Origin of the sequence: Rhodoferax sp. (genome assembly GCF_018780565.1) — a bacterium.
Lineage (GTDB): Bacteria > Pseudomonadota > Gammaproteobacteria > Burkholderiales > Burkholderiaceae_C > Rhodoferax.
The window spans coordinates 1-25,850 of record NZ_JADMJN010000001.1 but is presented as its reverse complement, the minus strand read 5'-3'; the positions used below and the strand labels follow the sequence as shown (position 1 = coordinate 25,850).

Genomic DNA, 25,850 nt, shown 5'->3' with positions numbered 1-25,850 from the left:
ATCACCCTAACAGGCGAGTAAGCAGGCGCTCGCGATAGAAGAGTTCAGCGAGTGTCAAGTGGGACAGGGCTGCATCTTGAGGCAGATCCGTCGCCGCCGCCCAGCCCGCAACCCATGCCGTGCCTGGGCCGGTCTCCAACTGACGCGCGATCGCAAAGTGCAGGGGCTGTGTAACAGGCGATGCTGCCTGCGACGACACGTGCGCCTTCAACCACTCAAAGGGAGCGGCGGCAACTGCTTCGACCAACGCAACCTTTCCGTTGCCCGCCAACTTAGCGCGCGACAGGAGGGCGCGTACCGTCGGCGGTCCCGGCGGCAGCAGCGTATGGCTAGCCAGTTCCTTGGCCAACACCAAGGGTCGCGCAGCGTCGGCTAGGTCACCGAAACTGCACGCAAGGTCCTCACTGCGTTCGGCAATCAACCACCAAAGCATCTGCAGCTCTTCATCTTGCTGATCAAGTCGATGTGCGAGCGCTTCGACGACTACCTGCGTTTTTGACTGGTTTTGATTGACTGCCGATGTCGCCGCCGCACCGGCCAGCGCCAATGCGTCGATGAGTGTGGCGATATCTTGTTGCCCTCTGGCCTTTTGCACTGCCGCCTCGAACAATGGCTTGTACTGGACCCCTGCCGACAGCTTAGGGCGACGTGCAGCGCTCAGATATAGCGATCGCAGTGCCTCGTCGGCAGCTTGGGGTAAATCTCCGGGGAGGGAAAACTTGCGCTGACCTGCGACCGACGTGGTGGCGCTGGCCAGTGCCGCGAGGTTGGCCGCCTCATTGTTTGGATCTTGACTGATATGCAAGAGGCAGCACGCCGCGAGCACCTGCAACTCGCGTGTGTTGCTGCTCGCCGTGAACGCTGGGTACTCCTCGCGAAAGGTCTCCTCCAGGGTGGCGATCCATTCAGGCGACGGCGCTTGGCGACTTCCAATCGCCAGGCGCACTAAGGGTTCCACATCAAGACTTTTGGCGGTATCCGCAAAGCTGCCAATGGCTTGCCAACGCTGTTTTAGCAGTTCGCTGCCTTCGCCGAGCTGAAACTCCTTTGTCCATGTGTAGAACCATGGGCTTGGCTTGATCTCTTCCGTATCGTCTTCCGTCACTGTGTCTGCCATTTGTTGATCTCCTCAGCTATTTGTTCAAGTTGATTTCGTTCTTTTGCCCGCATGAGGGCCCGCGCATAACGCTCGGGCTCGGGCAGGCTGACTTCATCGTCAGAAATCAGGCCGAGGCGCAGTGCGATTTCACGGCGCGCGGCCATAGGCAATCCCCACCACCGGATGACAAGATTTCGCGTTGATTGTGCACCCATAGCCGCCTCCACATCAGGTTCTTGCGCAGCAACCACCGCCGCACCCTCAAGCGCCGGACCGGCGCTTGCCGCGACGGGGGCGGGGGGCGTCGGGTGGTCGTCGCCAGGACAGCGGATCAAATGCTGAAAGACTTCTCGCCCTTGGGCATCTTGGCGGGCGCGGTAACGCTCCGGATTAGTTTGCCATTCAAGGAGGTGCGCGGTGACTTCCAGCGCTCGTGTTGGCCCGGAACCCTGCACGGAGAGTTCAATGAGGTTGTATGCCGGGTGCCACCCCAGCTCACTGGCGTCCGGATTAACTGCGCCAGCAGCCAGGCGAATGTACTGGTCGTCCTTGTTGATTCGCTGCCGATGCTTGTGACCCCACAAGTGAATGGCAGCACGTCCATGGACGGCATCCTCGACTTCATCCTGGTCCATGAGCCAGTCAGGTGGGTGATGAGCCATCACGAGGTTCACAATATTGGGGTCAGGATCAAGCAGGCCGGTTTGCCATGGGCTGAGATAGAGCGAGAGCTGCTTGTCATCCTGCCCATCTTCGGTCACCGCTCCAGATAGCAAAGTGGAGGTGAATCCGTGGATACGCAGAGTCATTCCCGGCGCTAAGGAAAGGTCTTGCTTCCACGCGAGCCGCTCATGAAAGACCTGGCAGTTAAAGCGGGCCGCGAACTCGTTGTACGCAGCAAGTGGCTCAAACAGCGCGCGGCCCGTCGCGGACTCGGCCAATTGCGCTTGCAGTTCGCGATAGCGGTACGCGGGTGCCGCGTCCTTGACGGCCTTGTGGATGTTGCGTATCTGGCGGCTTCCACTAATGCGGCTTCGGTCAATGTCGTGGTTGCCCGGTACGACGAAGATGCGTTCAAGTGGGCAACCCGACTCGTGTGCCAGCTGTTCGAGCCACATCGAAGCAGCCGCGTATTCGCTCTGCACGCCGCGAAACGCGATATCACCACCGACCAAGATTGCATCAACGCCGCCTAGGGCGCGAGCCCGAACCTTTGCGTCATGGATCATGCGCGTGCGGTAAGCCCGGTTCGGGTCGTTCTCCTGCGTGCACTCGGGAGCACGAAAGTGAATATCAGAGATGTGCAGCAGCAGCATAGTCTCGCTTGGGTAGGTCATCTTAGAGTGCACGGTCGCCACCGGAACCTATTCTCCAATGGGCGTGCCGGGGGAAGCTTAGCAGAGAGTTTTTCGGCTGCCGGAAAGCTGTCATTCGTGCCCGACCTTTTGGCCATCACGCGAAGTTCACTATGTAGATTGAGCTTCCCAGAAGCTGACATTGCTGGCCTGAATTCGAAGGCCCTTGAATGACCGCTGTCAGGCGACCACTTGATCGGTCGCTATGTCTGCAGTGGGTCGTCAGCCGCCAAGACTGTGAGAAGCCAAATCCGAATTGGGACTTAGTCCCAGATCGACGAAATGTCAGTTTGCTCAACACCTTGTTCAGCGATGCAGCTTCAATCTGTAGCAGGCACTATCGCTTAATTCAAAGTCCTGGTTCGCGTGGCGCAACGCGCCAATCAGCGTTGCCCTGAAACTTGACGGGCTCGTCACCACTGGGCCGCACCACAACGGAATTCGCCATCTTGTCGTGCCAACCTTGCTTTCGCCGATCAAATCCAATCCAGAAAAATCCAACTCCCAAAGGGATAAGGGATACAAAGTACCCCAGGTATCGGATCAAAGATTGCATTGCAGTTAAGGATCTGCCAGTATCAGCATCAACAATTCGAGCCGACATGGCCATCTTGCCGGGAGTCGCACCTTTGTAGACCCAGAAAGCAATTACTGCTGCAGCTGGCAATATCAGATTGATGATGAAATCGCCGATGCCCATGAACATCCGATCAGGCTGGGATATCCGGCCATAAAGGGCGAAGGTCAGAGGCAACACGACGACAAGTTGCAGCAGCATGTCAATGACTGATGCACCGACGCGGGCCCAAAAACCTACATACTCAAGTTCTGTTGAACGCATACCAATCACTCCCATTTGATTTTTTTGACTGTCGTACCCACTATAGCTGGGAGTGTCGTGGTGTTGGTGCTCCACTTTCTCCGGCCAGCAGTTCGGCCAAAGCCTTCTTGCCTCGCAACACTGCGCATTGCAACTAGGATCACTTTGGATCCGGGACTCAACCAGGCTTCTTTTGGGAAGCAGCACAAGCATTGGTCTGAGGTGGGATGCTCAATAAGGGACATTGCCCCCTCTGCAGCCGGAACGCTCCTTCGTCACAACCTCGGCCACGCCAGGCGCAACACCCCTTAGCCGCAGGGCTTATCCCGTTGGCTTGCACGGTGCTGCTGCACCCTGCACCTGAAGCCCGTCGCCTTGCGACTGCCAGTGCCGTGCTCTGGCCCGCCCGGGCGGATCTGGAGGCGCTGTGCGCCTGTGGGGTTTGCAGTTGTCGTGGTGGTTGCTGGGTTGCCATTGCCTCGCTGAGTTCTTTCGCCTGGTTGCACTCTAGTTCAAGTCGGCAGTGCTGCGCTGGCTTTCGCGGCATAAAGCCGTTCGTGTCACGCCCTAGCCACTTCGTGTGCGAGGGCCAGTCACTCCCTTTTTATTCCACGCTCCCGCTCATCACCGGCTCTGCAGTCTTGCCCGTACGAGGGCGCTTGCCGCGCCCCAGTCTGGCAAGTCACCAGAACCTCTTCCTTGGTTGAACTCCATGCCACCAGTTACGGCGAAAGAACTCAGCGAGGCGATGGCAATTTAACCTACCAAGGAGACACCACCATGACAACAGCAAACCAAACAACTTCCACTACCGGCTCTGAATCTTGCAACACGATATCCAAGAAGCAGGCAGTTCCCGAACACGGTCACACCAAAACCGTCGTCATGAACGGCAGCCGAATTTTGATGAAAAAAGATGCCATCAAGTTGTGGAGCGTCCAGGTATCCGCCGCATAGGCCACAGAACACACCAAACCCAATTAACTTTTATCCACTACTTGAAAGACCACACCATGAATTCACGTTACACCCTGTCCTCCCGCTTTGGCCGCAATCAATCCGTATTGCGGTCCGCTGATCCATTGACCGACGAGCAGATGATGACGGTCGTTCCTTCCATATTTGCAGAAGAAAAGCACGCCAGCCGATCCTCCCGCTACACCTATATCCCAACCATTGATGTTTTGCGAGGCTTGCGCAAAGAAGGGTTCAGCCCGTTTATGGTGTGCCAGACGCGCACCCGTGACGATGCCAAGCGCGATCACACCAAGCACATGATCCGATTGCGTCATGCCAGCCAGATCAACGCCAGCGAAGCCAATGAGGTGGTGTTGCTGAACAGCCATGACGGTAGTTCGTCCTATCAGATGCTGTCCGGCGTGTTTCGGTTTGTTTGCGCGAATGGCATGGTGTGCGGGGAGACACAGAGCGATATTCGGGTCCGCCACACAGGCAACATTGTTGACAACGTGATTGAGGGCGCGTTCCGCGTGTTGGAAGGTTTCGAGTTGATCGACACCCAGAGAGATGGCATGAAGGCGCTGACCTTGAACCAGGGTGAACAAACCGCCTTCGCGCATGCCGCATTGGCGCTGAAATATGAAACCGATTTGACGCCCGCGCCAATCACCGAAAGCCAACTGCTACAGCCCAAGCGCATGGCCGACCGCGCGGGGGATTTGTGGACCACGTTCAATCGCGTTCAAGAAAACATCATGCGCGGTGGGTTGCAGGGCAGGGGACCAACCGGGCAACGGGTGACGACACGCGAGGTCAAAGGCATTGACCAAAACATCAAGCTCAACCGCGCCTTGTGGGTACTGGCTGAGGAAATGCGCAAGCTCAAAGCCTGAACATTGATCTTGGAGGCAACTCAAAGTGGTGGTGATCGCCGCTTGATGTCTCTAAGCGGTGCGACGCGCTGCTGAATCCGTAGCGTGCAATGCCTGGCCAATGGTCGGGCATTTGGTGGGTGCTGGTCAGAGGCGCTGTGCGCCTTGTCCCTGGTCAGCGTTTCCGATGGGAAACGGGTGAGCCTTTGGGCTGGGTGGCTGGGCTCAATAAGGGACATTGCGCCTTTTGTGGTCGGCGCGCCTTTGTTGCTTGACCACGCCAGGCGCAACACCCCTTAGCCGCTGGGCTTATCCCTTTGGGGTTGCACGGTGCTGCTGCACCCTGCCCAGGAGTCCGTCGCCCTGCGACTGCCAGTGCTGGGCCTGGCACGCCTGTGGCGGGTCTGGAGGCGCGGGTGCGCCGTGTGTTTGTTGCGCCCATGGGGGTCTCATTGCTGGGTGTCATCGCTTCACCCTGAACTACTTACGCCTTGGGGTACTTTAATTCGAGTCGGACTTGTTGCGCGGGCTCTGTGCCTTAAAGCCGTTCGTGTCGGCTCTGCGCTCCCCACTCTCTTTTTAATGCTCGATCCCGCACATCACCGGGATTGCAGTCTCGCCAGTACGAGTGCCAGCCACTTCGTGTGCGGGCACCAGTCAGGCGAGTCACCAGTCCCTAGTCCTTTGTCGAATTCCATTTCCCCAGTTACGGCGTAGGTAGCTCAGCGAGGCGATGACAGATTTAACCCAGTAAAGGAGATGGACACCATGGACACAAGCAACACCCAAACAACCCTCACGATCGGCGAGGCCACTTGCAATGCGATGAACGGGGGCCATCCATGAGCAAAGCGCAAATCCAATATACGGACAACCACCAGGCGGCGCTTGTCAAAATTCTGCGTGCGGTTGGGTACCGTCACGGCCCGTGGCAGGTGTTTCGTGATTTTGTGGCGATGGGGGCCATTGCATTGAGCAATGCCACAGACCTCATTCAGCAACCAGAACGTGAGGCCGAGTACCTCAAAATTGTCGCCCGCTATTCCAAAGTTGAAGCCAGCGAGCTGGCGCGTGGGTTTGCCCATGTGGTCATGGCACTTGAGGCGGGGATGTGTGATTTCTTGGGGGCTCTGTACATGAGGCTGGAGCTGGGCGACGCCTGGAAGGGGCAGTATTTCACGCCTTACGAGGTCTGCCGCCTGATGGCGGCCGTGACTTTGGGCGAGCAGGCTTCGCAGGAGGTGGAAAAGAAGGGTTTTGTGACGGTCTGTGACCCTTGCGTCGGTGGTGGCGCCATGGTCATTGCGGCAGCGCACGCACTGCTTGATGCGAAGATCAATTACCAGCAACACATGCACGCCGTGGCGGTGGACATTGACATGGTTTCTGTCCACATGGCCTATATCCAGTTGTCACTGTTGCACATTCCGGCAGTGATCTACCACGGCAATTCCCTGTCCTTGGAGGTGTGGTCAGTGTGGCGCACCCCGGCCCACACCTTGGGTTTTTGGGATGCCAAGTTGCATCGCACGGAGGCCAGTTGTGCCGAGTTTCGTGAATCGGGTATTGGTGAGCCGGGGGAAATGCCGCTGGTCGATCCCGACGCGGTTGAGGAGCGCGTGTCCGCGGTGTTAGTTTTGCGCGCCTATGCGACGGCATCAATCAATGTGCGCGATCAGATGACGCTTTTTTGAAGCGTTCACACATTCACCTAGAAGGAGCCTCCAAAATGAACGAAATCATCAACGGTGTAGGTGTACAAACGTTCCTGAACCAGCCTGAAACCGTGGCCGGTTTGGTGCTTCAGCACCTGAGCGAGGGGCAACGAATTCGCGCCGCCGCGGCTCGTGTTGGCAGACAAGGCTGGTCTTGCCTGGAAGAAAGGTACCTTGACCTGGCTTTGTCGCATGAGTTGGCAGCATCTCGCTTGCAGCGCGAAGCGTCTTTAGATGCGGTGTCTATTCCTTTAAGGCTGGCCACTGGTCCGCATGAGCCAACCGTGGAGGCTGGACGTGGAAGTTTGATTTAATGCTGCGGATATTAGAAAAATTAGGGTGGTTTTAATGCGTAATGGACTTAGTAAATTTGAAGCTGTCGGCAATCTGGGTGGCGCTGTGGAAATGCAAACGACATCCACTGGGGCGATCGTTGCGCGCTATACGGTGGCATGCAATGTCTTCTCACATGACCGCAATGACAACCTGGTGCAAGCGTGCCATTGGATTCCAGTTACGACCTATGGCAAACAAGCGCAAAACGACATTGCCTATTTGGGCAAAGGTTCAGAAGTGATTGTTCACGGTCGCATTGAAAGCTGGTACGACAAAGACGCAGGGAAGGGCGGTTTCAATTTTGTTGGGGAAGACGTCATTTACTTGGGCCGGCCTCGCTATTTAACTGAGCCAAATCCAGACGTGCCCGGCACCCCATAGGCTGGGGTGCTTTGCGGTGTGGGCGTCGTTGGAGGCGCTTCGGCCTAGTCCCTGGTCAGCGTTTCCGATGGGAAACGAGTGAGCCTTTGGGCTGGGTGGCTGGGCTCAATAAGGGACATTGCGCCTTTTGTGGTCGGCGCGCCTTTGTTGCTTGACCACGCCAGGCGCAACACCCCTTAGCCGCTGGGCTTATCCCTTTGGGGTTGCACGGTGCTGCTGCACCCTGCCCAGGAGTCCGTCGCCCTGCGACTGCCAGTGCGGGGCCTGGCCCGCCTGTGGCGGATCTGGAGGCGCGGTGCGCCGTGTGTTTGTTGTGTCCGGGGGGGGGGCATGCCGAAATCGGTCGCACAGTCGCGCGCTGGCATGCTGTTTCAATTCGACAGTTTGGCATCACCTGGGCAGACCAGTAGAATGAAATTCAAAAGCAATGGTCACTATTCATGTGTGAACAAACTCTATGAGTGAACCGAAAAAAGAGCCAGCTGCTTTTGGCTCAGAAGTTCTGCGACTGGAAACGCCTGAGCATCGCCGGCACAGGCGTCGACGCAGCTTTATCGGCACGACTATCTTTCTGGTGATCTCGGCCAATCTGATTTACAGCGGCATTGACTCAATGCAATCCGGCAAATGGGTGTTCTTTCGCAAGGACATGTTGGAGCTGCCCGGATGGATGGTGCTGCTGATGGGGGTGCTGATTCTGGGGTATTCCATCTGGCAACTCGTACGCCTCGCCGTTGGCAAAGACTAAGGAAGCCTGGGGAATTCCTCTAGCTTTGATTGTCATCAGCTTGTTTTTTGTGACGGTCGACTCCCAGCGATTTTCCTTCTGTTCTGGGTAAATAAAGTCGTAAACAGCGCGATAGCCTTCATGCGGGTTTGCGGGGCGTTGGATTTTGGAGATGATTTAGCAATGTCGTACACATAGGCTCAGCAACGATCTGCGAACGACTGCTATCTGGAATGCATCAACACGCTTCTGCTAGACTTCAACGGTCACTGGGGAGTAGTCTCCTTTCGAGTCATTCGAAGGGGCTTGCATCAACACACTTGGTCATCGTTTGACCATGGTGCAAGCGGTTTCTAACTTGACAAGACCTTTGACCACATTGCCTCCGGTTCGGCCGGGGAGGCGCTGTGGTCATTGTTTTATGTCTGGCCTTGGAATCAATCATGGAAGCTCTCCTTCTCTCAACTGGCGTTGTAGCCCTCGCTGAAATCGGCGATAAAACTCAACTCCTCGCATTCATACTGGCAGCGCGGTTCAAAAGGCCCTTGCCAATCATTGCTGGTATCTTGGTAGCTACACTGGTCAACCATGGCCTCGCAGGTGCCTTTGGCGCATGGATAACTTCCATGATCAGCCCGGACATCATGCGATGGGTATTAGGTGGCTCATTCATTGGCATGGCCATCTGGACCCTGATTCCTGACAAGATTGAAGAGGAGGAGACACAAGTGGCCAAACATCTAGGCGTGTTTGGAGCCACTTTGGTGACGTTCTTCTTGGCTGAAATGGGTGACAAGACACAAATTGCAACCGTGGCTTTGGCGGCACACTACGCAACCCCTTTGATGGTCATCGCTGGAACGACCCTCGGCATGCTCATCGCGGACGTTCCGGCGGTGTTCGTAGGCAACAAGTTTGCTGCAAAAATCCCAATGAAGCTTGTTCACTCAATTGCAGCGGCAATCTTTGCTGTCATGGGCTTGCTCACTTTGCTCCAGGCGGACAAGTTCTTCCAATAGATCAATGCAAACAATGCCAATATGAATAGAAGTGTTCTTTACGCGCTGGGTGCGGCTGCACTGTTTGGAGCGAGTACCCCGTTTGCGAAGCTGTTGACCAGTGACATGCCCCCCGTGCTGTTGGCCGGACTTCTTTATCTAGGCAGTGGGGTCGGTTTGACCCTAGCGCGTTTTGTCCGTGATGGCGGCTACGAACCCTCAGGTCTTCAACGAAATGAATGGCCGTGGCTTTTAGGCGCCATTTTGTTCGGTGGCGTGATTGGCCCAGTGGCACTGATGTTTGGGTTGCTATCCACCCGCGGAACCACTGCTTCGCTTTTGTTGAATCTAGAGGCCGTCCTTACCGCAGTCATTGCCTGGCTTGTGTTCAAAGAAAATGCTGACCGGCGTATCGTGTGGGGCATGCTCGCAATCGTGGCCGGCGGTGTCACATTGTGTTGGCAGACTGATTCTGTGGGCCAATCAAGCGCAATTGGTCCAGTGCTGGTCGGCGTTGCTTGTTTCTGCTGGGCCGTGGATAACAACCTCACCCGCAAGGTGTCTGCATCTGATGCGCTTTTTATTGCGGGTATCAAAGGTCTGATTGCCGGGTCAGTGAATACAGCGCTGGCCATCAGCATGAATGCCAAATTGCCCAACTTTGCGATACTGTCTGCGACCATGGTAGTTGGTCTGCTGGGCTATGGAGTTAGTCTTGTTCTGTTTGTGCTGGCATTGCGTGGCTTGGGTACAGCCCGAACGGGGGCTTACTTTTCAACTGCACCGTTCATTGGGGCAGCGGTGGCATTGTTTGTCTCCCCAGAAACTACCTCTCTGGCATTCTGGATAGCTGCGGCGTTGATGGGATGGGGCGTATGGCTGCACCTCACTGAGCAGCATGTCCACGAGCACCTGCATGAGGTTCTTGAACATGAGCACGAACACGTACATGACGATCACCACCAACACGTGCATGGTTCTGAAGGTCATGACAGCAAAAAACATAGTCACCGTCACACACACTTCGCCCTGAAGCACTCTCACCCGCACTACCCGGATGTTCATCATCGCCATGTACACTGAATTTCGGTAATACCATCCGTGTTAAGTTGATACTCAACGTAAGGAGACAGGCCATGCAGGACCCAAAGGAGCACTGGGAAAAGGTCTATCAGACCAAGCAATCAGATGCTGTGAGCTGGTTTCAGAAACACGCGACGCGCTCACTCGAACTCATCCGTTCGGTTGGAACCTCGTTGGACGCAACGGTGATTGATGTCGGGGGCGGTGCTTCAACCCTAGTGGATGACCTGTTGAGCAACGGTTTCATAAACGTATCGGTATTGGACTTGTCGGCCAGTGCATTGGCGGTTGCCCGCAAACGTCTGGGGTCCGCCGGCGACCGTGTCACCTGGATTGCCGGAGACATTTGCACTGTGGACCTGCCAGTCCAGGCGTATGACATCTGGCATGACCGTGCCGTTTTTCACTTCCTGACCAATCCAGTCGACCGCGCTGCGTATGTACAGCAGGTTATGAAGTCGGTAAGACCCGGCGGCCATGTAATTGTTGCGACTTTCGCGCCCGACGGCCCAGAGCAATGCAGTGGACTGCCAGTCGCCCGGTATGCCCCTGGCGAGCTTCATCAAGAGTTCGGGCCTGCGTTTGAGTTGATCGAGCACATGAGTGAACAACACGAAACCCCTTGGGGTTCAGTACAAAATTTTGTTTACTGTCACTGCTTAAGGCCTCATTGAGCCACCGCTTCTTGTGGTCCAAATTCATTGCCCAAGGAGCCGCAATGGGCCTGCTAGAGTCGATCCGTTTTCTCCGAAGCAGTCACTCAAAATTAAACGTCAGCTTTGAATCGAAGGCCTGCTGAAGGCGATCCGTTTTTCCATACCAGTCACTCACAATTGAATGCCAGCTTTGAATCCAGGGTCTAAGACGGGCATACGTTTTCAGCCTTGAGACCGAATTGACATCCTGTGAATTGAATGAGTTTACGACTTTAGTTGTCCGGGATACCTTCTGTTCGGAGCATCACCTGGGGTCGGTTCTTGCTTTACCCCCCCCGCGCCTTTTGAACCGCAGCATCAGAGGTCGTAGTCCTGCGACTGCCTGTGCTTTTTTCGGACTAGGTGCAGCTGCTTGCCGTCACCTATTGAGTGCACCGGCCCTGCTTCCAGCAAAGCTCCCGCCATTCCCACGGCGGGACAGGCTGGTGTCCAGACCACAACCCGGTACGGCTGCTTCGCGCTGCCGCTTCCAAACCTGGGAGGGTCTTGTCGCGCAGGTATCTGCCATGTGCTGCCGCGTTTGCCCAGGCCCAGCCCTGTCTCACCATTTCACGGTTGACAGACTGACCATTTGCAAAGAGCTCACACACCTCTCGGCCATAGTGGTCTGACTCAAAGCAATGGGCCTCTACGGACTTTCCTTTGACCAAGGATGCCAGATATTTTCCGGAATGGTCGGAATAGGGTTGACCTATGCGACGCTTTTGATTTTTCGTGTGCGATGACTCTGGCGCGTCGATGGAGGCGAGGCGGACTGTGAGTTGTGTCTTGTGGTCTACCAGGAGGACGACGGTATCTCCGTCATCGACGTACACAACTTTGCCGCTGGTATTGAAAGGCTTTGACCAAGCGGGCACTGTGAGCGTTGTGGTCAACAGGATGGCAATGGACGACCTCATGACAATTGATCTTGATGTAATTCGGTACATGATCAATGTTGCCGATCTCGTTCTAGCTCTGGGGGTTTGATGAGCTCACCTGCGCGCAGTTTGTCTGCCAGCTGGTCGCGAAAGCCTTGCATCACTGCGTGCTTCACCCAGAGTTCTGTTGCGGGGTTTTTGGCTTTGAATTGTTGCTCTGCGTTTTTGCAGGCGGCAAAGGCATGAGTTAACTCAGGGTGTTGCTCTAGGGCCTGAGCTTCAGGGAGGTGAAGAAATGCGTGGGCCCGCTCATAAGCCAGTTCTTTTGCTCGAAGCGGGGTTGATTGAGTTTCGCTCAGGACAGCTTTTTCGCGATCTGGAGGCGGTATTCCTCGTCCACTGTCATGCTCTTCGCGCCTTCCATGGCTCGGCCCAACCATGCGGGTGTCTCGGTCAAGGGGAGGGTCTCCGATGGCTTGTCGGTAGGCTGGCTCAGAGATGGATCCTGTGCTTCTGATTTCTTCGAGGGCGATTGAGAGCCGTTGTTTGATGTGGTCATGGTTTCCTTCTGATTCAAGCAGGGGCAGATAGTTCCAGCCGGTGTGGGTTGCAGGCTTCATTCTGTCCCGATAGTCCACAACATGCAATTCGACGGCGTTGCCGAATTGCGCCTGCACTTCGCGAAGACTAGCTGGTAGACCTCCCTGTATGCTGCTCATAACGTGGATGCTGGCGCCGCGTCCCTGTTCGGCAAACCTCTTGAGGGTATTGTCTAAGGCGTTTTCGGGACGAGCGTGAACCGCGATGATCACGGGCTTGAGTCCGGCGTCGAGAACTTGTTGGATTTTCTCAAGGGTTGTCTGCGGGTTGGATAGCTGGCCTTCGAAGACGACTCGGTAGCTTGATGGCAGCTCACCGGCACTGAGGACAGAAGATGTTTTGCCTGCACCGGGCGTGCCGGTGAGAAAGACAACGGTGTCCCGTTCAGCTTGGTTCTTGTCGGCAAGGTTGCGCCTGAACAGTTCCGCAGACAGAACCGCGGCCGCGTTATGTACGGGCCCGTTGTATCGGTTCCTGCTGTCTTTGGAGACCGTGTATTGCTCGAAGGTTTCTTTGAACAGATCTGCAGCGATATATCGGCCCCCCAATGACCGTTCATCGTTCTTGTATTTTTCAATGAATAGGTCAGGATTCGCTTCAACGGCTGTGGCGACAGTTTCTTCAATCCGTGTGCGGTCCTCGTGGCGGTAGCCGTTGCGGCGAATGGTTTCCAAGGCCATGGCGCTTTACCAGCGGATGTTTTTGGAAATCGTACCGTTGAGGTACACGTCTATGACATTGGGCGTAGCCGCCAATCCGACTTGCGTCAGTGTTCCGTAGATGGGTCGGGTTGCCCAGCCGTAGTTCCAATCCCAATAGCCACCTTGTCCCTGGTAGTTCCCTCCGCAGGTTTTAAGAGGAATGGGGTCGCCCGGATTTACAAAAATCGTATTGGGGTCGCCAACGCTTGTTGCCATGAATCCAGCAGCAGCTGCGTAGTCAAGCTGTCCCTGTAAGGTCCCAATTCCCTGGGAGTAGGTGCCACTGGGGAGCATTCTGGTTCCTGTCGGGCAGTCCAGGTAGGGGTCGCTGCGCTGCAGGGCATAGGAGCCGGTGTGGGTGGCGGCGTTGCCGGCCATCGCACACGAAGGAAATCCCCGGAAATGGGAGAGATCCCACCACAGCTGCGTGATGGAGGGGACGCAGGCAGGCGCTGCCGTCGGGCCTGCCGGGTTGGCCAGGCACAGCAACACGGTGCATCCGTAGTTGCTTTGAGCCTGAGCGGTGGCCGCGCATGCCAGTGCCAATGCCGAGGGCACGAGCAGCTTGGATGTGTGGCGTTTCAGTGTGTGACAGATTTTGAAATGCACTTTGAGCTCCCTTTTCATTTTTTCAAATATTAGATATCACTATCTCCTTCGAATTAGTCGATTTACAACAGGTAACACAATTAATTGCCATTTATAAGTGATATCAAATTGGCTTCAACGGCATTGTTTTTCGGTTGAAACTGTTCATGCTTTTTTGGAATCAACTGCTGTTGGAAGTTCTATGCCAATACTTCGAGTCACAGCAAATTTGACAGTTTGATGTTGGGTGTCGGTTTTGACTCCACCATGCCTAAAGAGCGCTGACGTGCGCCGCTGTTTGCGCATTCTTTCCCACTGTGAGCTTGCCGTTGCTACCTGTCATTCCCGGCGCACGGGCGTGAGACGACAAAACATGAGGGGGCCCAATTACACTTTCATCATGAACATCACGCCCCCTCAGTCACCGCTGGAGAATGACGCTGAAAAGCCGAACCCTAGAACGGAGGCAGCTCTGCAAAGGCTTCACAAGGCAATGCGTGACATCGAGGCTGAAATTGAAAACAATCAAGGTGTTTACCCGTTCAATTTTGGACGTGTGACTCAGTCAGAGCTTTGCCGGCGAGCCGATGTCAAGAAAGCCACTCTTCAGAATGCGGTTCACAAAGACACGACTCGCGTTGCGATCATGGCTTGGCTTGACCAGCTAAATGAAAAGTTAGCCCAGACCCGTGATGGCACACGTGAGCGAGTGACGGCTGTGGCTGACAACCTCGCTGCTGAAGTCGGACGGTTGACCCTCGCCTACCAGGAGGCACAAGAGCAGCTTGCCCTTGCTGAAGAGCGAATTTCGCAACTACGGGAAGAAAATGCGCTCCTGCGTTTGAACCTCAAAGCGTGAATGGGTTTGTCGCGTCGGTCAGCGGGTCTGTGGTTGTTTTCGTGCCGATGCTGACGATCTGGACTAAAGTTCTCCGATCAGGCTCGAAGACCTGCAGTGTTTCATTGGGCGCACATTATTCTTTCATTTGAAAGAAAATAGATATAATCTTTCAAATGGAGATTCACATGAAAACTGCCATTGCATCTGCTGTTCATCTGGATCCTGGCGCTGTGTTGGCCAAGGCCACAGTTCGGGCATCGGCTTTGCTTGGCCTCACGGGCGTGACGCTGGGTAAGATCATTGGCATGAGTGAGGCCAGCGTGTCACGTCTGACCCGCGGGGAGCGACCACTTCAAACCGATACGAAAGAGGGAGAGTTGGCCACGCTTTTGGTGCGCGTGTACCGTTCCTTGGATGCGCTGGTTGGAAATGATGAGAAACGTCGTTTGGAATGGCTCAACACCTACAACCAAGGTGTGAATGGTGTGCCCAAAGAGTTGATTCAAACTGCACAAGGACTGGTGCGGGTGGCGACGTATCTTGATGGCATGCGCGCAGTCGTCTGAATATGCAATGGCGTGAAGAGGACTGGATCGCCCAGTCCAGTAAGAAAGCAAACTCAATTCTGTGGCGTGCTGTCGAGGCGCAACACGTGGCTGCGACCATGAGCCTGGTGGATTCACTCGATGAGCAACATGTGTTGGAGCAGATTTTGGAGGCCAATAAGCCGCCCATTCCCCCTGACTACCGGCAATTCGATTTTTTGATCTTTACGCCATTCCGATATACCTCGGCCTATGCCTCCAGATTTAGGCGCTCTGATGCGCCGGGGATTTGGTACGGAGCCATGGATCGTCAAACGGCATGTGCAGAAGTCGGCTACTGGCGTTGGCGGTTTCTGATGGACAGTGAAGGCCTCAAAGCAGGGGAACTGAGATTTGAGAGCACCTTGTTTCAGGCCAAGGTTTTGGGTCGACAGATCGATTTGACCAAGGCACCCTGGAAGGCGCTCAGTGCGCAGTGGAGACATTCTGCCGATTATTCAAGTTGCCAAGCCTTGGCGGATGCCGCCAGAGCCCAAGGGCTGCAATGGATTCAATATGGATCGGCACGCCATCCGGAGGGTCAGTGTGCCGCTGTGCTGGATGCTGCGTGTCTGAGTTTGTACGAGCCGAACCATCAGGAAACTTGGGTTTGCAAGATCACGGCATCGACAGTCATCTTTAGGCACAGAGGTGATGGGTTCTCATTTGAGCCAGAAGTGGACACGGCTTAAGTTGACCATGCTCTCCAGTCATTTACGCAGATGGCTGGTCATTTCATCTTCGAAGGCAATTTGATTCTCTCGCCTGCGATCATGAAAATACCGCGGCCTTCATGGTGCAAGGTGCGTGGGTCTTTGCGCGTCGGATCTATCCAGGCCTTAAGGACTTCCAGTACGAAGAAGTTGTAGCGGTTCACCAGACGGGTGTCGATGACACGACACTCTAGGTTCGCGTAGCACTCTACGATGAGTGGTGCTTCAACCATAGCTGCAGGCGCGGTTGTTAACCCAAATGCTTTGAATTTATCCGTTTCCCGGCCAGATGAGTTGCCGCACTCAACCACTTGCTTCGCCAGTTCCACCGTTGGAATATTGAGCACACATTGACGTGTCTTCTTCAACGCTGTAAAAGTAAGGTCCTGAATACTGACAATGCATCCTACAAGCGGTGGCTCGAATTCCATCATGGTGTGCCACGACATTGGCATGACGTTGATGCGTTCTCTATGCGCCGTTGTTAGCAGCAGTACAGGTCCGGGCTCAAGAAGACCATAAACCTTGGACAGAGGGTATGTGCGCTTTGCCATTTTGGCTTAGGCTGTCTTTACATCTGGCCGCGACGTGACCAAAACTCTACTGCTCAATCGCGCCAAGAACTTCGACCGATTGCTTGATCAGTTGATTTTCAGCTTGAAGCCAATCGTCTAATGCAGAGCCGGTTTGCCCGTTACGTGCTTCGTATAAACCATAGGCGATCTGTCGAATCTGGTCGTCACTAGGGCCTTCGATGTCATCGTCGGAGAGGGCAATATCTTCAACATCGTCGGTGCTTACAAGAGCCGCCACCTTCGCTTGCGGTGGGCCTGCCTGTGCAGAAGATGTACTTGATTGCGTTGCCATTTGATCCCTCCGACGAAATAGAAATCGTATTGGACAATAACTATTGCCAAGAATAGGAATGATTGAAGAGACAGTGATAGGCAGGCTTGCGTATTCGCAAATATCACTGGTGCTGGCACCGGGTGTTCCCTGCCCCTGTAGGTTCTTCCAAAATGGTTGCTGAATATGAAATCAGAAATTCAAAGGAGAAAACTGCATCAAACATTTTCAAATCGCGCACCATCTTCGTGCGTGAGTTAGTGCAAAACGCAGGGTGTTGGTATTTTTTTACATCGTTCTGGTGCAGTAGTGGCTGCATCAGACAAACGACCAAAATTTGACTAGAGTTAGGGTCTTGCGCGTGAATTACCAATCCTCAAAAAGGTTGCGAATGAAACTCAGTTTAAAACTCCCGTTGGCATTTGCCGTTGCACTCGGGCTCCTGTTTTTAGGTGCACTTTTTGGCATTGCCAGACTCAATAGCGCCCTGGATGTGTATGAACACCAGGTGTTGGGTTCCGTTGGAGCCCACAAAAAAGTAGCACAGATTGATGCGCGGTTTTCCGTAGCTATTCAGGAATGGAAGAATGTGCTACTGCGTGGCAAAGAACCAAAAGACCTTGAGAAATATTGGACCGCACACCTCAGCGCCATGAGGGAAGTGCGAGAAGGTCTGCGGGAACTCGACAAAATGGACATGGATCGCGAGGCCAAGGCTACGCTTCAAAAAATTGAACAAGCTATTCCCATCGTCGGTGACGCGTATAAAAAAGCCTTTGAGGAGTTCAAGGCGGCCGGCTTTGATCCAACTGTCGGGGATAAAGTGGCGCGGGGCAAAGACCGTGAGTCCGGCATTCTCCTTGTGGAATTGAAAGAAAAACTGTCCAAGGCCGAGTTAGACACATCTAGCGCCGCCACGAAAGAGGCTGATCGCAGCACCATGTTAGCCCTGCTTGTGATGGTCGTTATCACCATGATCGGCATGGGGGGCGCCTTCTGGTTGAGTCGCCAGATCGTCACCTCCATGGCACAGGCGGTTGAGGTTGCCAAACAAGTGGCTGATGGCAACTTAGCGGTGCCGATAGTGTTGCAGGGTAAAGATGAGTGCGCCATGATGATGCAATCACTTCATGAAATGCAAACCAACCTTTCGGGGCTGGTCAGCAGAGTTCGGCTAGGTTCTGAAAGAGTGGCCACAGCCAGCGCTGAAATAGCACAGGGTAACAACGATCTGTCCGCGCGCACTGAGCAACAGGCCAGTGCTCTGCAAGAGACTGCGGCCTCAATGGACGAGTTGAGTTCGACGGTGAAGCAAAATGCCGACAGCGCTCGTCAGGCCGACCAATTGGCGAAAAGTGCTTCCTCAGTGGCATTGCAGGCTGGGAGAGTGGTTGATCAAGTGGTCGAGACCATGAAGGGGATCAACGACTCCAGTCGAAAAATATCAGACATCATCAGTGTGATTGATGGCATCGCTTTTCAGACCAACATCTTGGCACTGAACGCAGCAGTGGAAGCAGCCCGTGCTGGCGAGCAGGGACGTGGGTTTGCCGTCGTTGCCAGCGAAGTGCGCTCACTGGCAGGACGATCTGCGGACGCTGCCAAAGAAATCAAGTCGCTTATTAGCGCAAGTGTTGAACGGGTTGCACACGGCAGCGCGCTTGTCGACCAGGCTGGCACAACCATGACTGAGGTCGTAGACAGCATCAAGCGCGTAACCGACATCATGGGTGAAATCAGTTCTGCCACTCTTGAGCAGGCCAACGGTGTCGCGCAGGTCGGTCAGGCGGTGAGTCAGATGGACCATGCGACGCAGCAGAACGCGGCATTGGTGGAGGAGATGGCGGCGGCGGCCAGCAGTCTCAAGAGTCAGGCTCAAGATTTGGTGCAGGTGGTGACCGCCTTCACGATCGACTCCAGCAATGATCGTCCGCATGACGCCGCCATTGCTTCAAAAGAAAAGCCGAAGAGCAGGCAGAGCGAGTTGGCCCTGCTGCCCGCTCGCAATCCGGGCTCAACGTAGTCGGGACAGAGCCAAGTGAGGGGTTAAAAAAGTCTTTTGATCACGCGACATCTTTGCAAGTTTCTGTTGAATTGGCCCGGTGTCTGGTTAAATCGACCTCGCAATCAGCCCTCGGGCAAGGATGTTGTTGTGCTGACGCAGAGTTCGAGTAGATTCGCTCCCCTTCGAGCTAGTCTGGCTCATGCGCGATATTTGACTTTTCTTTCATGAGTCCTTCCACTGCAGGGCGGAAGAATGGCTGGCTTCCATGGGTCACGCCATGGGGAAGTCGAATTATTCAAAACCCCAAAGAAGCCAGCAAATCGTCTACATCGTTTTGCTTCAACGCGACATCAGCCGTTTGAGGTCCCTCCAGCTTGTGATTGTCGACGGTCACTGCCATGGCCTCAGCAGTTGCCTCCTCTTTAGACTTCACAACCTGCGGGGCACTGTCCAAGAGCAAGTGCACCAACTGCAATTCGGTTCGGGAGATGATGTCGATCACCTTCTTGATTACTTGACCGGATAGATCTTGAAAGTCTTGAGCCATCATGATGTCACTCAACACTGAAGCTTGCCCATCGGCGAATTTGGCTGAGCGTTCGGCGTATTTTCCGCAAACCATCAACAAAGCTTTCGCACGCTCAACGCTCAGATCGTTGGAGGCCGCCATTCGTGCCAATGACTGTCCCAATTCCAGACCCCGCTTGGCAAGGTCATCACATTCCGGTTTTGCCGTTTCAACCAGGGTCAATACCTTGTTCGCCGCATCTTCGGTCATTTTTCCGACGTAGGCCAGTCTATCGCGTGCATCGGGCATTTCGCCCACAATGGAATGCAACTGATTCCCACCGAGTACGGTCAAGGCTTCATGCATTTCCCGAGTGATGGCGCCTAGTCGTGAGTAGGCTTCTTCTTTGCTGATTGCTGTTGTCATTTGACCTTCTAATCTCAATTGGTGCAGTGTGCGTGTGATGCATTTCTTAAATATTTGCGCCTGCTCGCTGTAGCTTCAGTTTAATGGGTTTTGCGCCATAGAATGAACATTAGCCGTCGCTTAAGAGTTGCATAGTTGTCGCGTGACTGTGCAGCCTTCTAAAGGGAACTAGGATCAAACTATTGACCTGGCGAATTGGGGGGCAATATGGGCACATAAGCGGTTTTTAATTTCACGACTAGAGCCTCAAGATTTTTACCTACTTCCCATGACAACTGAGCTTAAATTTCTGGTCGTCGACGATTTTTCAACGATGCGGCGGATCATCTGCAATCTACTCAAGGAAAGCGGTTTCTCGAATACGGAGGAAGCGGAGGATGGGGTAGTCGCGTTGCAGAAACTAAAAAACAGCAAGTTCGATTTTGTGGTTAGCGACATCAATATGCCAAACATGAATGGCTTTCAATTGCTGGCGGCCGTTAAAGCCGACGCGTCTCTGAAACATTTGCCATTTCTCATGGTGACGGCGGAAGCCCGGAAAGAGGACATTGTTCTTGCGGCGCAACAAGGTGCTTCAGGCTACATTGTCAAACCCTTCACCAAGGCGACGCTCGAAGACAAGGTCTTGAATATTCTCAAGAGGCTTGGACTCTAACTTTTCTGATGGCAGTCAACAATTTAAATGTGGCGAAACCTGGACTAGTTGTGTTGTCGACGTGTCAGTTCTGTTTCGCGGCAGGCCTCGGATTTGCCCTTTCAGCTTGTGGAAAGGGCTCGTTAGATCACTCAAAGTAATGCGTCTATGCGAAAGACGCTACGTAAGCGCAGTTCAGTCGATATTGTTCTGATAATCAATTTACGCATTAGTGAAATCAATCGCTGAATTTCGATTGCTGCATCTCAGCAAATAATCTTCGAATTCACGGATTGGTAGAGGTCGACAGAAAAGGTAGCCTTGAAATGCGGTGCAACCATGCTCCACCAAGAAACTCATTTGACTTTCTGTTTCGACGCCTTCGGCGACGATTGCCAACCGCAGAGCTTGCCCCAATGCAATTACCGTACAGGCAATAGCGGCATCGTCCGGGTCGATCAGAATATCGCGCACAAAAGACTGGTCGATCTTGAGGACGGATAGAGGTAACCGCTTCAGGTAAGTTAACGATGAGTATCCGGTGCCGAAGTCATCAAGAGAAAATTTCACGCCGCGCACCTGCAACACCATCATTTTAGTGATGATGGATTCCACATCGTCCACCAAAACACTCTCGGTGAGTTCGATCTTGAGCTTATGCGGATCGACTCCGGTACGCTCCAGAATTTCAAGTGCCTGCGCAGAAAATTCAGGTTGACGGAACTCGCGTGCACTGACGTTCACGGAAATCGTCAACCTTTCGGTGACTGGGTCTTGCGCCCAAAGATTCAACTGCTCACAAGCCGTTTCCATTACCCACTTACCCAGCGGAACGATCATGCCGGTTTTCTCCGCAATATCAATAAACTTCAACGGCGGGATCATTCCTTTTTCGGGATGCAGCCAGCGCACCAGTGCCTCTGCCCCAACAATCTCGTTCGCTTCAATCAGCGGTTGATAATATAAATTGAACTGCTTGTCCTCGATAGCACGGCGCAAATCAGTTTCCAATGCAGCTCGATCCGAGGCAGTAATTTGCATTTCCGGATCAAAGAACTGTAGTGAATTTCGGCCTGCTGCTTTGGCGCGATACATGGCCAGGTCCGCGCTCTTCATTAGTTCATCAATGCTGGTCGGTTTGTCTCCAAACATGCGGATGCCGATGCTCAGCGTGATAAAGCGCTGTTGGCCGCCAAGCGAAAAAGGAACCCTCAGGTCATTCAGGAATTTTTCGGCGACCGTCTTGGCCTCCGTCGCTGCGTCGTTGATGTTTTCACTCAGATCCACCAGCATGACTACGAACTCATCACCGCCGAAACGGGAAACGGTGTCGAGCCCCCTTACATTCTCTTTAAGTCGGCCCGCCACCTGCTTGAGCAATTCGTCGCCTTTGTCATGCCCCAGCGTGTCATTGAAATCCTTGAAGTTGTCAAGATCCAGAAAAAGCAGGGCTCCACAGCGGGTGGAGCGGCTGCTGGCGTTCAGCGTCTGAACCAGGCGATCCATCAGCAAACGACGATTGGGTAGCCCGGTGAGGCTATCGTAAAAGCCCAGTCGCGCGATCTCCTCTTCGGCAAGTTTTCGCTCGGTGACATCAGTGTGTACTCCGTCCCAAATCAAGCGGCCGTCCGCCATGCGGCGCGGGGCCGAATTAATGTGAATCCAGCGCATTCCCCCGCCAACCGGCCTTAGTCTGAGCTGCACGTCGATGCAGGTCATATTTTCGGCTGACGCTATTTTTGCGGTCGTTAATACCTCGCGATCATCCGGATCGAAAAGCTCATACAGCCGATTTGGGTCTTGCAGGATATCTTCTGATTTGACTCCATAAATCTTCTCTGCTGCTTCGCTGATATGCAAAAAACGCAGGGCCCCGTCCTTCTCCTGAAGTATTTGATAAACGACCGAACTGGGCAGATTGTTGCTGAGGGAGCGAATGCGCTCTTCGCTTGAGCGAAGGCGACTCTCAGAAGTTCGCACATCCTCGAACGGTGTGCGCACACTGGTTACGAAAGTGGCCCAGTAAAGCAATGCATAGGCCACAAGCTTAAAGCTATGGCCATAAATGTTCTGAAAGTCCGAAGGCGCAACATAGGCAGTGAACATGATCTCGCCGGCACCCATCACGAAACTGGATAGTGCCAGCAGATAGTCACGTGCCAAGCCCGATTTTTGCGCGCGCATATAAAACAGACTGGCTACCAAGAGATTGAGTACACACAGCCCGTACTCGAAGTCAGCCTTGAACGCAGTGACGCCTTTGCCTTTGATGAAGGTGACAGGGAATGCATCCAAGGCAAAGGAACCAAACCAAATCAGAAAGCCAGAGACGACCAACCCCGCCAGGAACCAAAACCGACGCGAAAATGGTGGCGTCCATTGAGCAGCGACTAAAGCCAGCGTGAATACCTCAAAAGTGCGACCCATCAACCAGAAGAAAATCGCGCGCACGGTGCTACTCGGAGCCAGGAAGGATGGCATCCCCTCGTAAGTCAGGGCATGGACTGTGTCACACACCGCCACCACCATGAATCCGAAGATCAGGACATTGACAGAGCGGGCCTCGCGGGCATCAAAGGTGTGCCAGGACACCACTACGATCAGTGAAGCAATGATGATGGCGAAAAGCTCCATCAGCAAATGCACAGTCAGCATGCTGGTATCAAGCCGAGTCAGTTGGATAAAAGGGGGCGCTGTCATGCCGAGCCACAAGGCGATAACGACAAATGCTGCAGTCACCAATGTTCTATTTCGGTAGATGTTTCGCATTTAGCTATCTCTCATGTAGCGTTTCCACGCTGCGATGTAATCCATAAACATGGGCTTAGTCCATGGCAACGCAAAACCAGAGGGAATAGGGCATCTAAATACCGTCCCGGCACACCCTCAAAAACTTTGTCCAGTGGAACACTCAACGTGATGGGCAACTCTCAAGACGCATCTTGAGACGGCGGTTCCAACACCCGAGAATGATGCCCACAGAGTCAGTCTTTAGCCGGAACTGCGCAACAATAACGGCTCGTTCAGTGTAGTTTCTTGTGATGCGGTTGTCGAGGCCAGATATCCTGGGTAATGCCAAATCGAGCAGACCTCTAAGCGACAGCTGAATTGCCCTGATTGTCGTGAAGATTGGTTGCTGCAAGGGTTCTGTCGAAATGGTGGGAAAACCAACGCGACCATTGATTTTTGTAGAGACTTTGAAACTCACGCATCCAGTCTTTCAAGGCAGACATTCAACGCACCCTTCTGATATGCGCTATGAATAGCAGACAGCCAGACATTGTTGCATGGAGATGACCGCGCGTCCATAATGGCGCAGTTTTTCTAGTTCACTAAAATAGCCCAAGAGATCTGGCCATCGATGAGACAAATCGCGTGCGCCTAACGCCATCGATGAGACAAATCGCGTGCGCCTAACAAGAGGAATGAGGATATGGGCAGAAAAGAGGGCGCCGTCAACCGTGAAGGTAGGGGCGTGACTGATGCTGACTATAGTTTCGCCGTCAATCTCATGCAGTTCCTTGTGGTGCCGACGTTTGTGCTCGACCCCGATGGAAAGGTGCTGATATGGAACAAGGCCTGTGAGCGTCTGACGGGTATGCCCGCCGCCGAGGTGGTTGGCACCACTGAACACTGGAGAGGCTTCTATGACACTCCTCGCTTATGCCTGGCTGACCTGATTGTTCAGAAGCGCGAGGCGGAGATGGCGGCGCTCTATGTCACACATGACGACCCATCTGGGCAGTCCTTTGGACTCCATGCCCAGAACTGGTGTGTCATGCCCCGCATGGGGACGCAGCTTTATCTGGCTATCGACGCCGGCCCTATCTATGATGCGGCGGGCAAGCTATTGGCCGTGGTCGAAACCCTGCGTGACATGTCCGCCCAAAAGAAGACGCAAATTGAACTTGAAGAGAGAGCTACGCATGACGGTCTAACTGGCATCGTCAACCGCCGTGGCTTTGATGAACGACTGCAAGTTGAGTGGAGCAGCGCATCTCGAGAAAAGCAGTCGTTGGCTCTGATCATGATTGATGTCGATCATTTCAAGCGCTACAACGATACCTACGGACATTTGGCCGGGGATGATTGCCTCAAGAGAATAGCAGCAGTCCTGTCCCAGGCAGCGCTTCGCCCAAATGACTTGGCGGCGCGATACGGCGGAGAAGAGTTTGCACTCATTCTGCCCTCCATTGACGAGCAGGGTGCCGCCGTTGTCGCCTCCAGAATCCGTGAGGGTGTCGCTAAGCTGGCCATCCCTCATGGCGGTGGTGAAGCAGGCGGTATCGTAACTGTCAGCCTAGGCGTGGCAACTGTCACCCCTGAGCCTAGTATGAAACATCAGGACCTCATCGCATGGGCGGATCGCGCTCTCTACCAAGCCAAGCACGCTGGACGCAATCGTGTCGCTGCGCTTTCCGCGAGCTAGTCGATTGGCACCGCATTGCGTCGGTTGATAGGCATGCGCAGGCTTGACCGCTTTAGACGCAATTTGAACTTTGGCGTGCCATCAATATTGATCTCTTGCTTGTTTCATGAGCAACCCCGGAATATCCAATGTCGACGCCAAATATTCCAGCTATCCACCAGTTTATCCACAGGTTAAACCACAGCAAATGGGGGTAACTTTCGCGGGAAGCACGCGGGGCTCAATCTAAACGAGAAGTGCCATTGGCTCGGCTTTCCTTTTGAGTCGTTTGCAAACAGGGATGGATTGCGATCAGATCCTCAGCGAGGAATTGTGATGGCATAGTTCTTCACGGCGTTGATCAGGTGTATCCAATGCCTCGGTCACGGTGAACAGGGGAGGCGTGCGCTGAAGTTGAATGCCTCTTCAACGCGTACTCGACGTTTCCCGTTGCGATCGCGGGTGAATTTGGTAAACGGGAAATACTTGAGACAATACCGCACTGGTTTGATTTTTAAACCAGTGAAATACAAAAAAGAAATTTAAAAATGGCAACTGCGAAAAAGAAAGCTGCTCCCAAGGCTGCAACAACGTCAAAGAAAGCGACAACTTCTGCCAAAGCGGTGAAACCTGTCGCCAAGGCATCGGTAAAAAAAGCTCCTGTTTCCAAGGCAGCCAAGGCAATTGCCAAGCTCAGTGAAAAAATCGCGAAGCTGACCGAACGCAAAGACAAAATTAATGCAGAAATCAACGCGTTGCGTGATCAGCGCGCAACGCTGAAAGCTGCACCTGTCGCTGCTGCACCGTCCGCTCCAAAAGCAGCTCCAAAGAAAGCTGCAAAGCCCGCTGCCAAGAAGTGAACTTCTTTAGCGGCATCGTGCGCTAATTAGAAAAGACCCTTCGGGGTCTTTTTTTGTTTAGTCTCTCGGAGACTTCTGCAGTGATATCCCAAGCGTTGGCGAAGCGGGGAAGTATTCCATCAGAACGCAACACTTCCCGGCTTTCATCAAAGCGGCGTATAGAAGTGGTCCGACAAATTTGAACAGTAGGATAAGTGGAAATCCAAGCGATTTT

The 25,850-nt window shown here is 53.9% G+C and carries 27 protein-coding genes and 1 riboswitch; of the genes, 16 read left to right on the top strand and 11 right to left on the bottom strand.

Features of this window, described 5'->3' with window-relative positions:
* Position 1: 1 nt before the first annotated feature.
* From IV109_RS00135 to IV109_RS00125, 3 genes are all read right to left on the bottom strand, one after another.
* Positions 2-1,117 (bottom strand): GTPase-associated system all-helical protein GASH, encoded by a 1,116-nt coding sequence (locus IV109_RS00135; RefSeq protein ID WP_296690628.1) that lies wholly within the window; start codon positions 1,115-1,117, stop codon positions 2-4.
* Positions 1,102-2,415, bottom strand: a complete 1,314-nt coding sequence (locus tag IV109_RS00130) for a metallophosphoesterase (RefSeq protein ID WP_296690626.1) — start codon at positions 2,413-2,415, stop codon at positions 1,102-1,104. The genes IV109_RS00135 and IV109_RS00130 overlap by 16 nt, the downstream gene beginning before the upstream one ends.
* Before the next feature lie 388 nt (positions 2,416-2,803).
* Positions 2,804-3,295: an RDD family protein gene (locus IV109_RS00125; protein WP_296690625.1), complete on the bottom strand. Its 492-nt coding sequence runs from the start codon at positions 3,293-3,295 to the stop codon at positions 2,804-2,806.
* A 759-nt stretch (positions 3,296-4,054) separates the two neighbouring features.
* On the opposite strand from IV109_RS00125, the gene IV109_RS00120 reads away from it, so the two are divergent.
* From IV109_RS00120 to IV109_RS00080, 9 genes are all read left to right on the top strand, one after another.
* Positions 4,055-4,231: a hypothetical protein gene (locus tag IV109_RS00120; protein ID WP_296690624.1), complete on the top strand. Its 177-nt coding sequence runs from the start codon at positions 4,055-4,057 to the stop codon at positions 4,229-4,231.
* A 56-nt stretch (positions 4,232-4,287) separates the two neighbouring features.
* A complete protein-coding gene (locus tag IV109_RS00115) occupies positions 4,288-5,127 on the top strand; it encodes a DUF932 domain-containing protein (protein ID WP_296690623.1) in 840 nt (279 codons plus the stop codon).
* Between the two features lie 821 nt (positions 5,128-5,948).
* Entirely contained in the window at positions 5,949-6,800 is an 852-nt protein-coding gene (locus tag IV109_RS00110; RefSeq protein WP_296690622.1) for an N-6 DNA methylase, read from the top strand.
* Between the two features lie 35 nt (positions 6,801-6,835).
* Positions 6,836-7,135 carry a hypothetical protein gene (locus tag IV109_RS00105; RefSeq protein ID WP_296690621.1) on the top strand — a complete coding sequence of 100 codons (300 nt, stop codon included), beginning with the start codon at positions 6,836-6,838 and terminating at the stop codon, positions 7,133-7,135.
* Between the two features lie 34 nt (positions 7,136-7,169).
* On the top strand, positions 7,170-7,538 hold the full coding sequence (locus tag IV109_RS00100) for a single-stranded DNA-binding protein (protein ID WP_296690620.1): 369 nt from the start codon (positions 7,170-7,172) through the stop codon (positions 7,536-7,538).
* A 457-nt stretch (positions 7,539-7,995) separates the two neighbouring features.
* Positions 7,996-8,286: a hypothetical protein gene (locus IV109_RS00095; protein WP_296690619.1), complete on the top strand. Its 291-nt coding sequence runs from the start codon at positions 7,996-7,998 to the stop codon at positions 8,284-8,286.
* A 238-nt stretch (positions 8,287-8,524) separates the two neighbouring features.
* Positions 8,525-8,704: riboswitch (yybP-ykoY riboswitch) on the top strand.
* A 4-nt stretch (positions 8,705-8,708) separates the two neighbouring features.
* Positions 8,709-9,284, top strand: a complete 576-nt coding sequence (locus tag IV109_RS00090; protein WP_296690618.1) for a TMEM165/GDT1 family protein — start codon at positions 8,709-8,711, stop codon at positions 9,282-9,284.
* Between the two features lie 21 nt (positions 9,285-9,305).
* Positions 9,306-10,346, top strand: a complete 1,041-nt coding sequence (locus tag IV109_RS00085; protein ID WP_296690616.1) for a DMT family transporter — start codon at positions 9,306-9,308, stop codon at positions 10,344-10,346.
* 53 nt (positions 10,347-10,399) lie between these two features.
* Positions 10,400-11,020 carry a class I SAM-dependent methyltransferase gene (locus tag IV109_RS00080; protein WP_296690615.1) on the top strand — a complete coding sequence of 207 codons (621 nt, stop codon included), beginning with the start codon at positions 10,400-10,402 and terminating at the stop codon, positions 11,018-11,020.
* Positions 11,021-11,424: 404 nt separating this feature from the next.
* Here the strand turns inward: IV109_RS00080 and IV109_RS00075 are convergent, their stop codons facing one another.
* Genes IV109_RS00075 through IV109_RS00065 form a run of 3 tightly spaced genes read right to left on the bottom strand, consistent with a single transcriptional unit; the run spans position 11,425 to position 13,832 of the window.
* Positions 11,425-11,961 carry a thermonuclease family protein gene (locus IV109_RS00075; protein ID WP_296690807.1) on the bottom strand — a complete coding sequence of 179 codons (537 nt, stop codon included), beginning with the start codon at positions 11,959-11,961 and terminating at the stop codon, positions 11,425-11,427.
* Between the two features lie 32 nt (positions 11,962-11,993).
* Positions 11,994-13,202, bottom strand: a complete 1,209-nt coding sequence (locus tag IV109_RS00070; RefSeq protein ID WP_296690614.1) for a zeta toxin family protein — start codon at positions 13,200-13,202, stop codon at positions 11,994-11,996.
* Between the two features lie 6 nt (positions 13,203-13,208).
* Positions 13,209-13,832: a hypothetical protein gene (locus IV109_RS00065; protein WP_296690613.1), complete on the bottom strand. Its 624-nt coding sequence runs from the start codon at positions 13,830-13,832 to the stop codon at positions 13,209-13,211.
* 379 nt (positions 13,833-14,211) lie between these two features.
* Between IV109_RS00065 and IV109_RS00060 the strand changes: the two genes are divergently transcribed.
* The 3 genes from IV109_RS00060 to IV109_RS00050 all read left to right on the top strand — a co-directional run bounded on the left by IV109_RS00060 (position 14,212) and on the right by IV109_RS00050 (position 15,928).
* Positions 14,212-14,670: a hypothetical protein gene (locus tag IV109_RS00060; RefSeq protein ID WP_296690612.1), complete on the top strand. Its 459-nt coding sequence runs from the start codon at positions 14,212-14,214 to the stop codon at positions 14,668-14,670.
* 167 nt (positions 14,671-14,837) lie between these two features.
* Positions 14,838-15,218 carry an MbcA/ParS/Xre antitoxin family protein gene (locus IV109_RS00055; protein WP_296690610.1) on the top strand — a complete coding sequence of 127 codons (381 nt, stop codon included), beginning with the start codon at positions 14,838-14,840 and terminating at the stop codon, positions 15,216-15,218.
* Between the two features lie 2 nt (positions 15,219-15,220).
* Positions 15,221-15,928 carry an RES family NAD+ phosphorylase gene (locus tag IV109_RS00050; protein ID WP_296690609.1) on the top strand — a complete coding sequence of 236 codons (708 nt, stop codon included), beginning with the start codon at positions 15,221-15,223 and terminating at the stop codon, positions 15,926-15,928.
* A gap of 38 nt (positions 15,929-15,966) precedes the next feature.
* Here the strand turns inward: IV109_RS00050 and IV109_RS00045 are convergent, their stop codons facing one another.
* Both IV109_RS00045 and IV109_RS00040 read right to left on the bottom strand, forming a co-directional pair.
* Positions 15,967-16,503: a flavin reductase family protein gene (locus IV109_RS00045; protein WP_296690608.1), complete on the bottom strand. Its 537-nt coding sequence runs from the start codon at positions 16,501-16,503 to the stop codon at positions 15,967-15,969.
* Positions 16,504-16,549: 46 nt separating this feature from the next.
* Positions 16,550-16,816, bottom strand: coding sequence for a DUF2934 domain-containing protein (locus IV109_RS00040; protein WP_296690607.1), 267 nt, complete (start codon positions 16,814-16,816; stop codon positions 16,550-16,552).
* Positions 16,817-17,156: 340 nt separating this feature from the next.
* On the opposite strand from IV109_RS00040, the gene IV109_RS00035 reads away from it, so the two are divergent.
* Complete coding sequence (locus IV109_RS00035) at positions 17,157-18,818, top strand: methyl-accepting chemotaxis protein (protein WP_296690802.1); 1,662 nt, start codon at positions 17,157-17,159, stop codon at positions 18,816-18,818.
* A 277-nt stretch (positions 18,819-19,095) separates the two neighbouring features.
* Here the strand turns inward: IV109_RS00035 and IV109_RS00030 are convergent, their stop codons facing one another.
* Positions 19,096-19,734 (bottom strand): protein phosphatase CheZ, encoded by a 639-nt coding sequence (locus IV109_RS00030; protein WP_296690605.1) that lies wholly within the window; start codon positions 19,732-19,734, stop codon positions 19,096-19,098.
* A 268-nt stretch (positions 19,735-20,002) separates the two neighbouring features.
* Between IV109_RS00030 and cheY the strand changes: the two genes are divergently transcribed.
* Entirely contained in the window at positions 20,003-20,389 is a 387-nt protein-coding gene (gene cheY, locus IV109_RS00025; protein ID WP_296690604.1) for a chemotaxis response regulator CheY, read from the top strand.
* A 201-nt stretch (positions 20,390-20,590) separates the two neighbouring features.
* Here the strand turns inward: cheY and IV109_RS00020 are convergent, their stop codons facing one another.
* On the bottom strand, positions 20,591-23,137 hold the full coding sequence (locus IV109_RS00020) for an EAL domain-containing protein (RefSeq protein ID WP_296690603.1): 2,547 nt from the start codon (positions 23,135-23,137) through the stop codon (positions 20,591-20,593).
* A gap of 664 nt (positions 23,138-23,801) precedes the next feature.
* Here IV109_RS00020 and IV109_RS00015 point away from each other — a divergent pair.
* Positions 23,802-24,797, top strand: coding sequence for a diguanylate cyclase (locus tag IV109_RS00015; RefSeq protein WP_296690602.1), 996 nt, complete (start codon positions 23,802-23,804; stop codon positions 24,795-24,797).
* Positions 24,798-25,324: 527 nt separating this feature from the next.
* Complete coding sequence (locus tag IV109_RS00010; RefSeq protein WP_296690600.1) at positions 25,325-25,636, top strand: histone protein; 312 nt, start codon at positions 25,325-25,327, stop codon at positions 25,634-25,636.
* A gap of 22 nt (positions 25,637-25,658) precedes the next feature.
* Here IV109_RS00010 and IV109_RS00005 read toward each other — a convergent pair.
* The coding region (locus IV109_RS00005; RefSeq protein ID WP_296690598.1) for a hypothetical protein at positions 25,659-25,850 on the bottom strand (192 nt) is incomplete at its 5' end.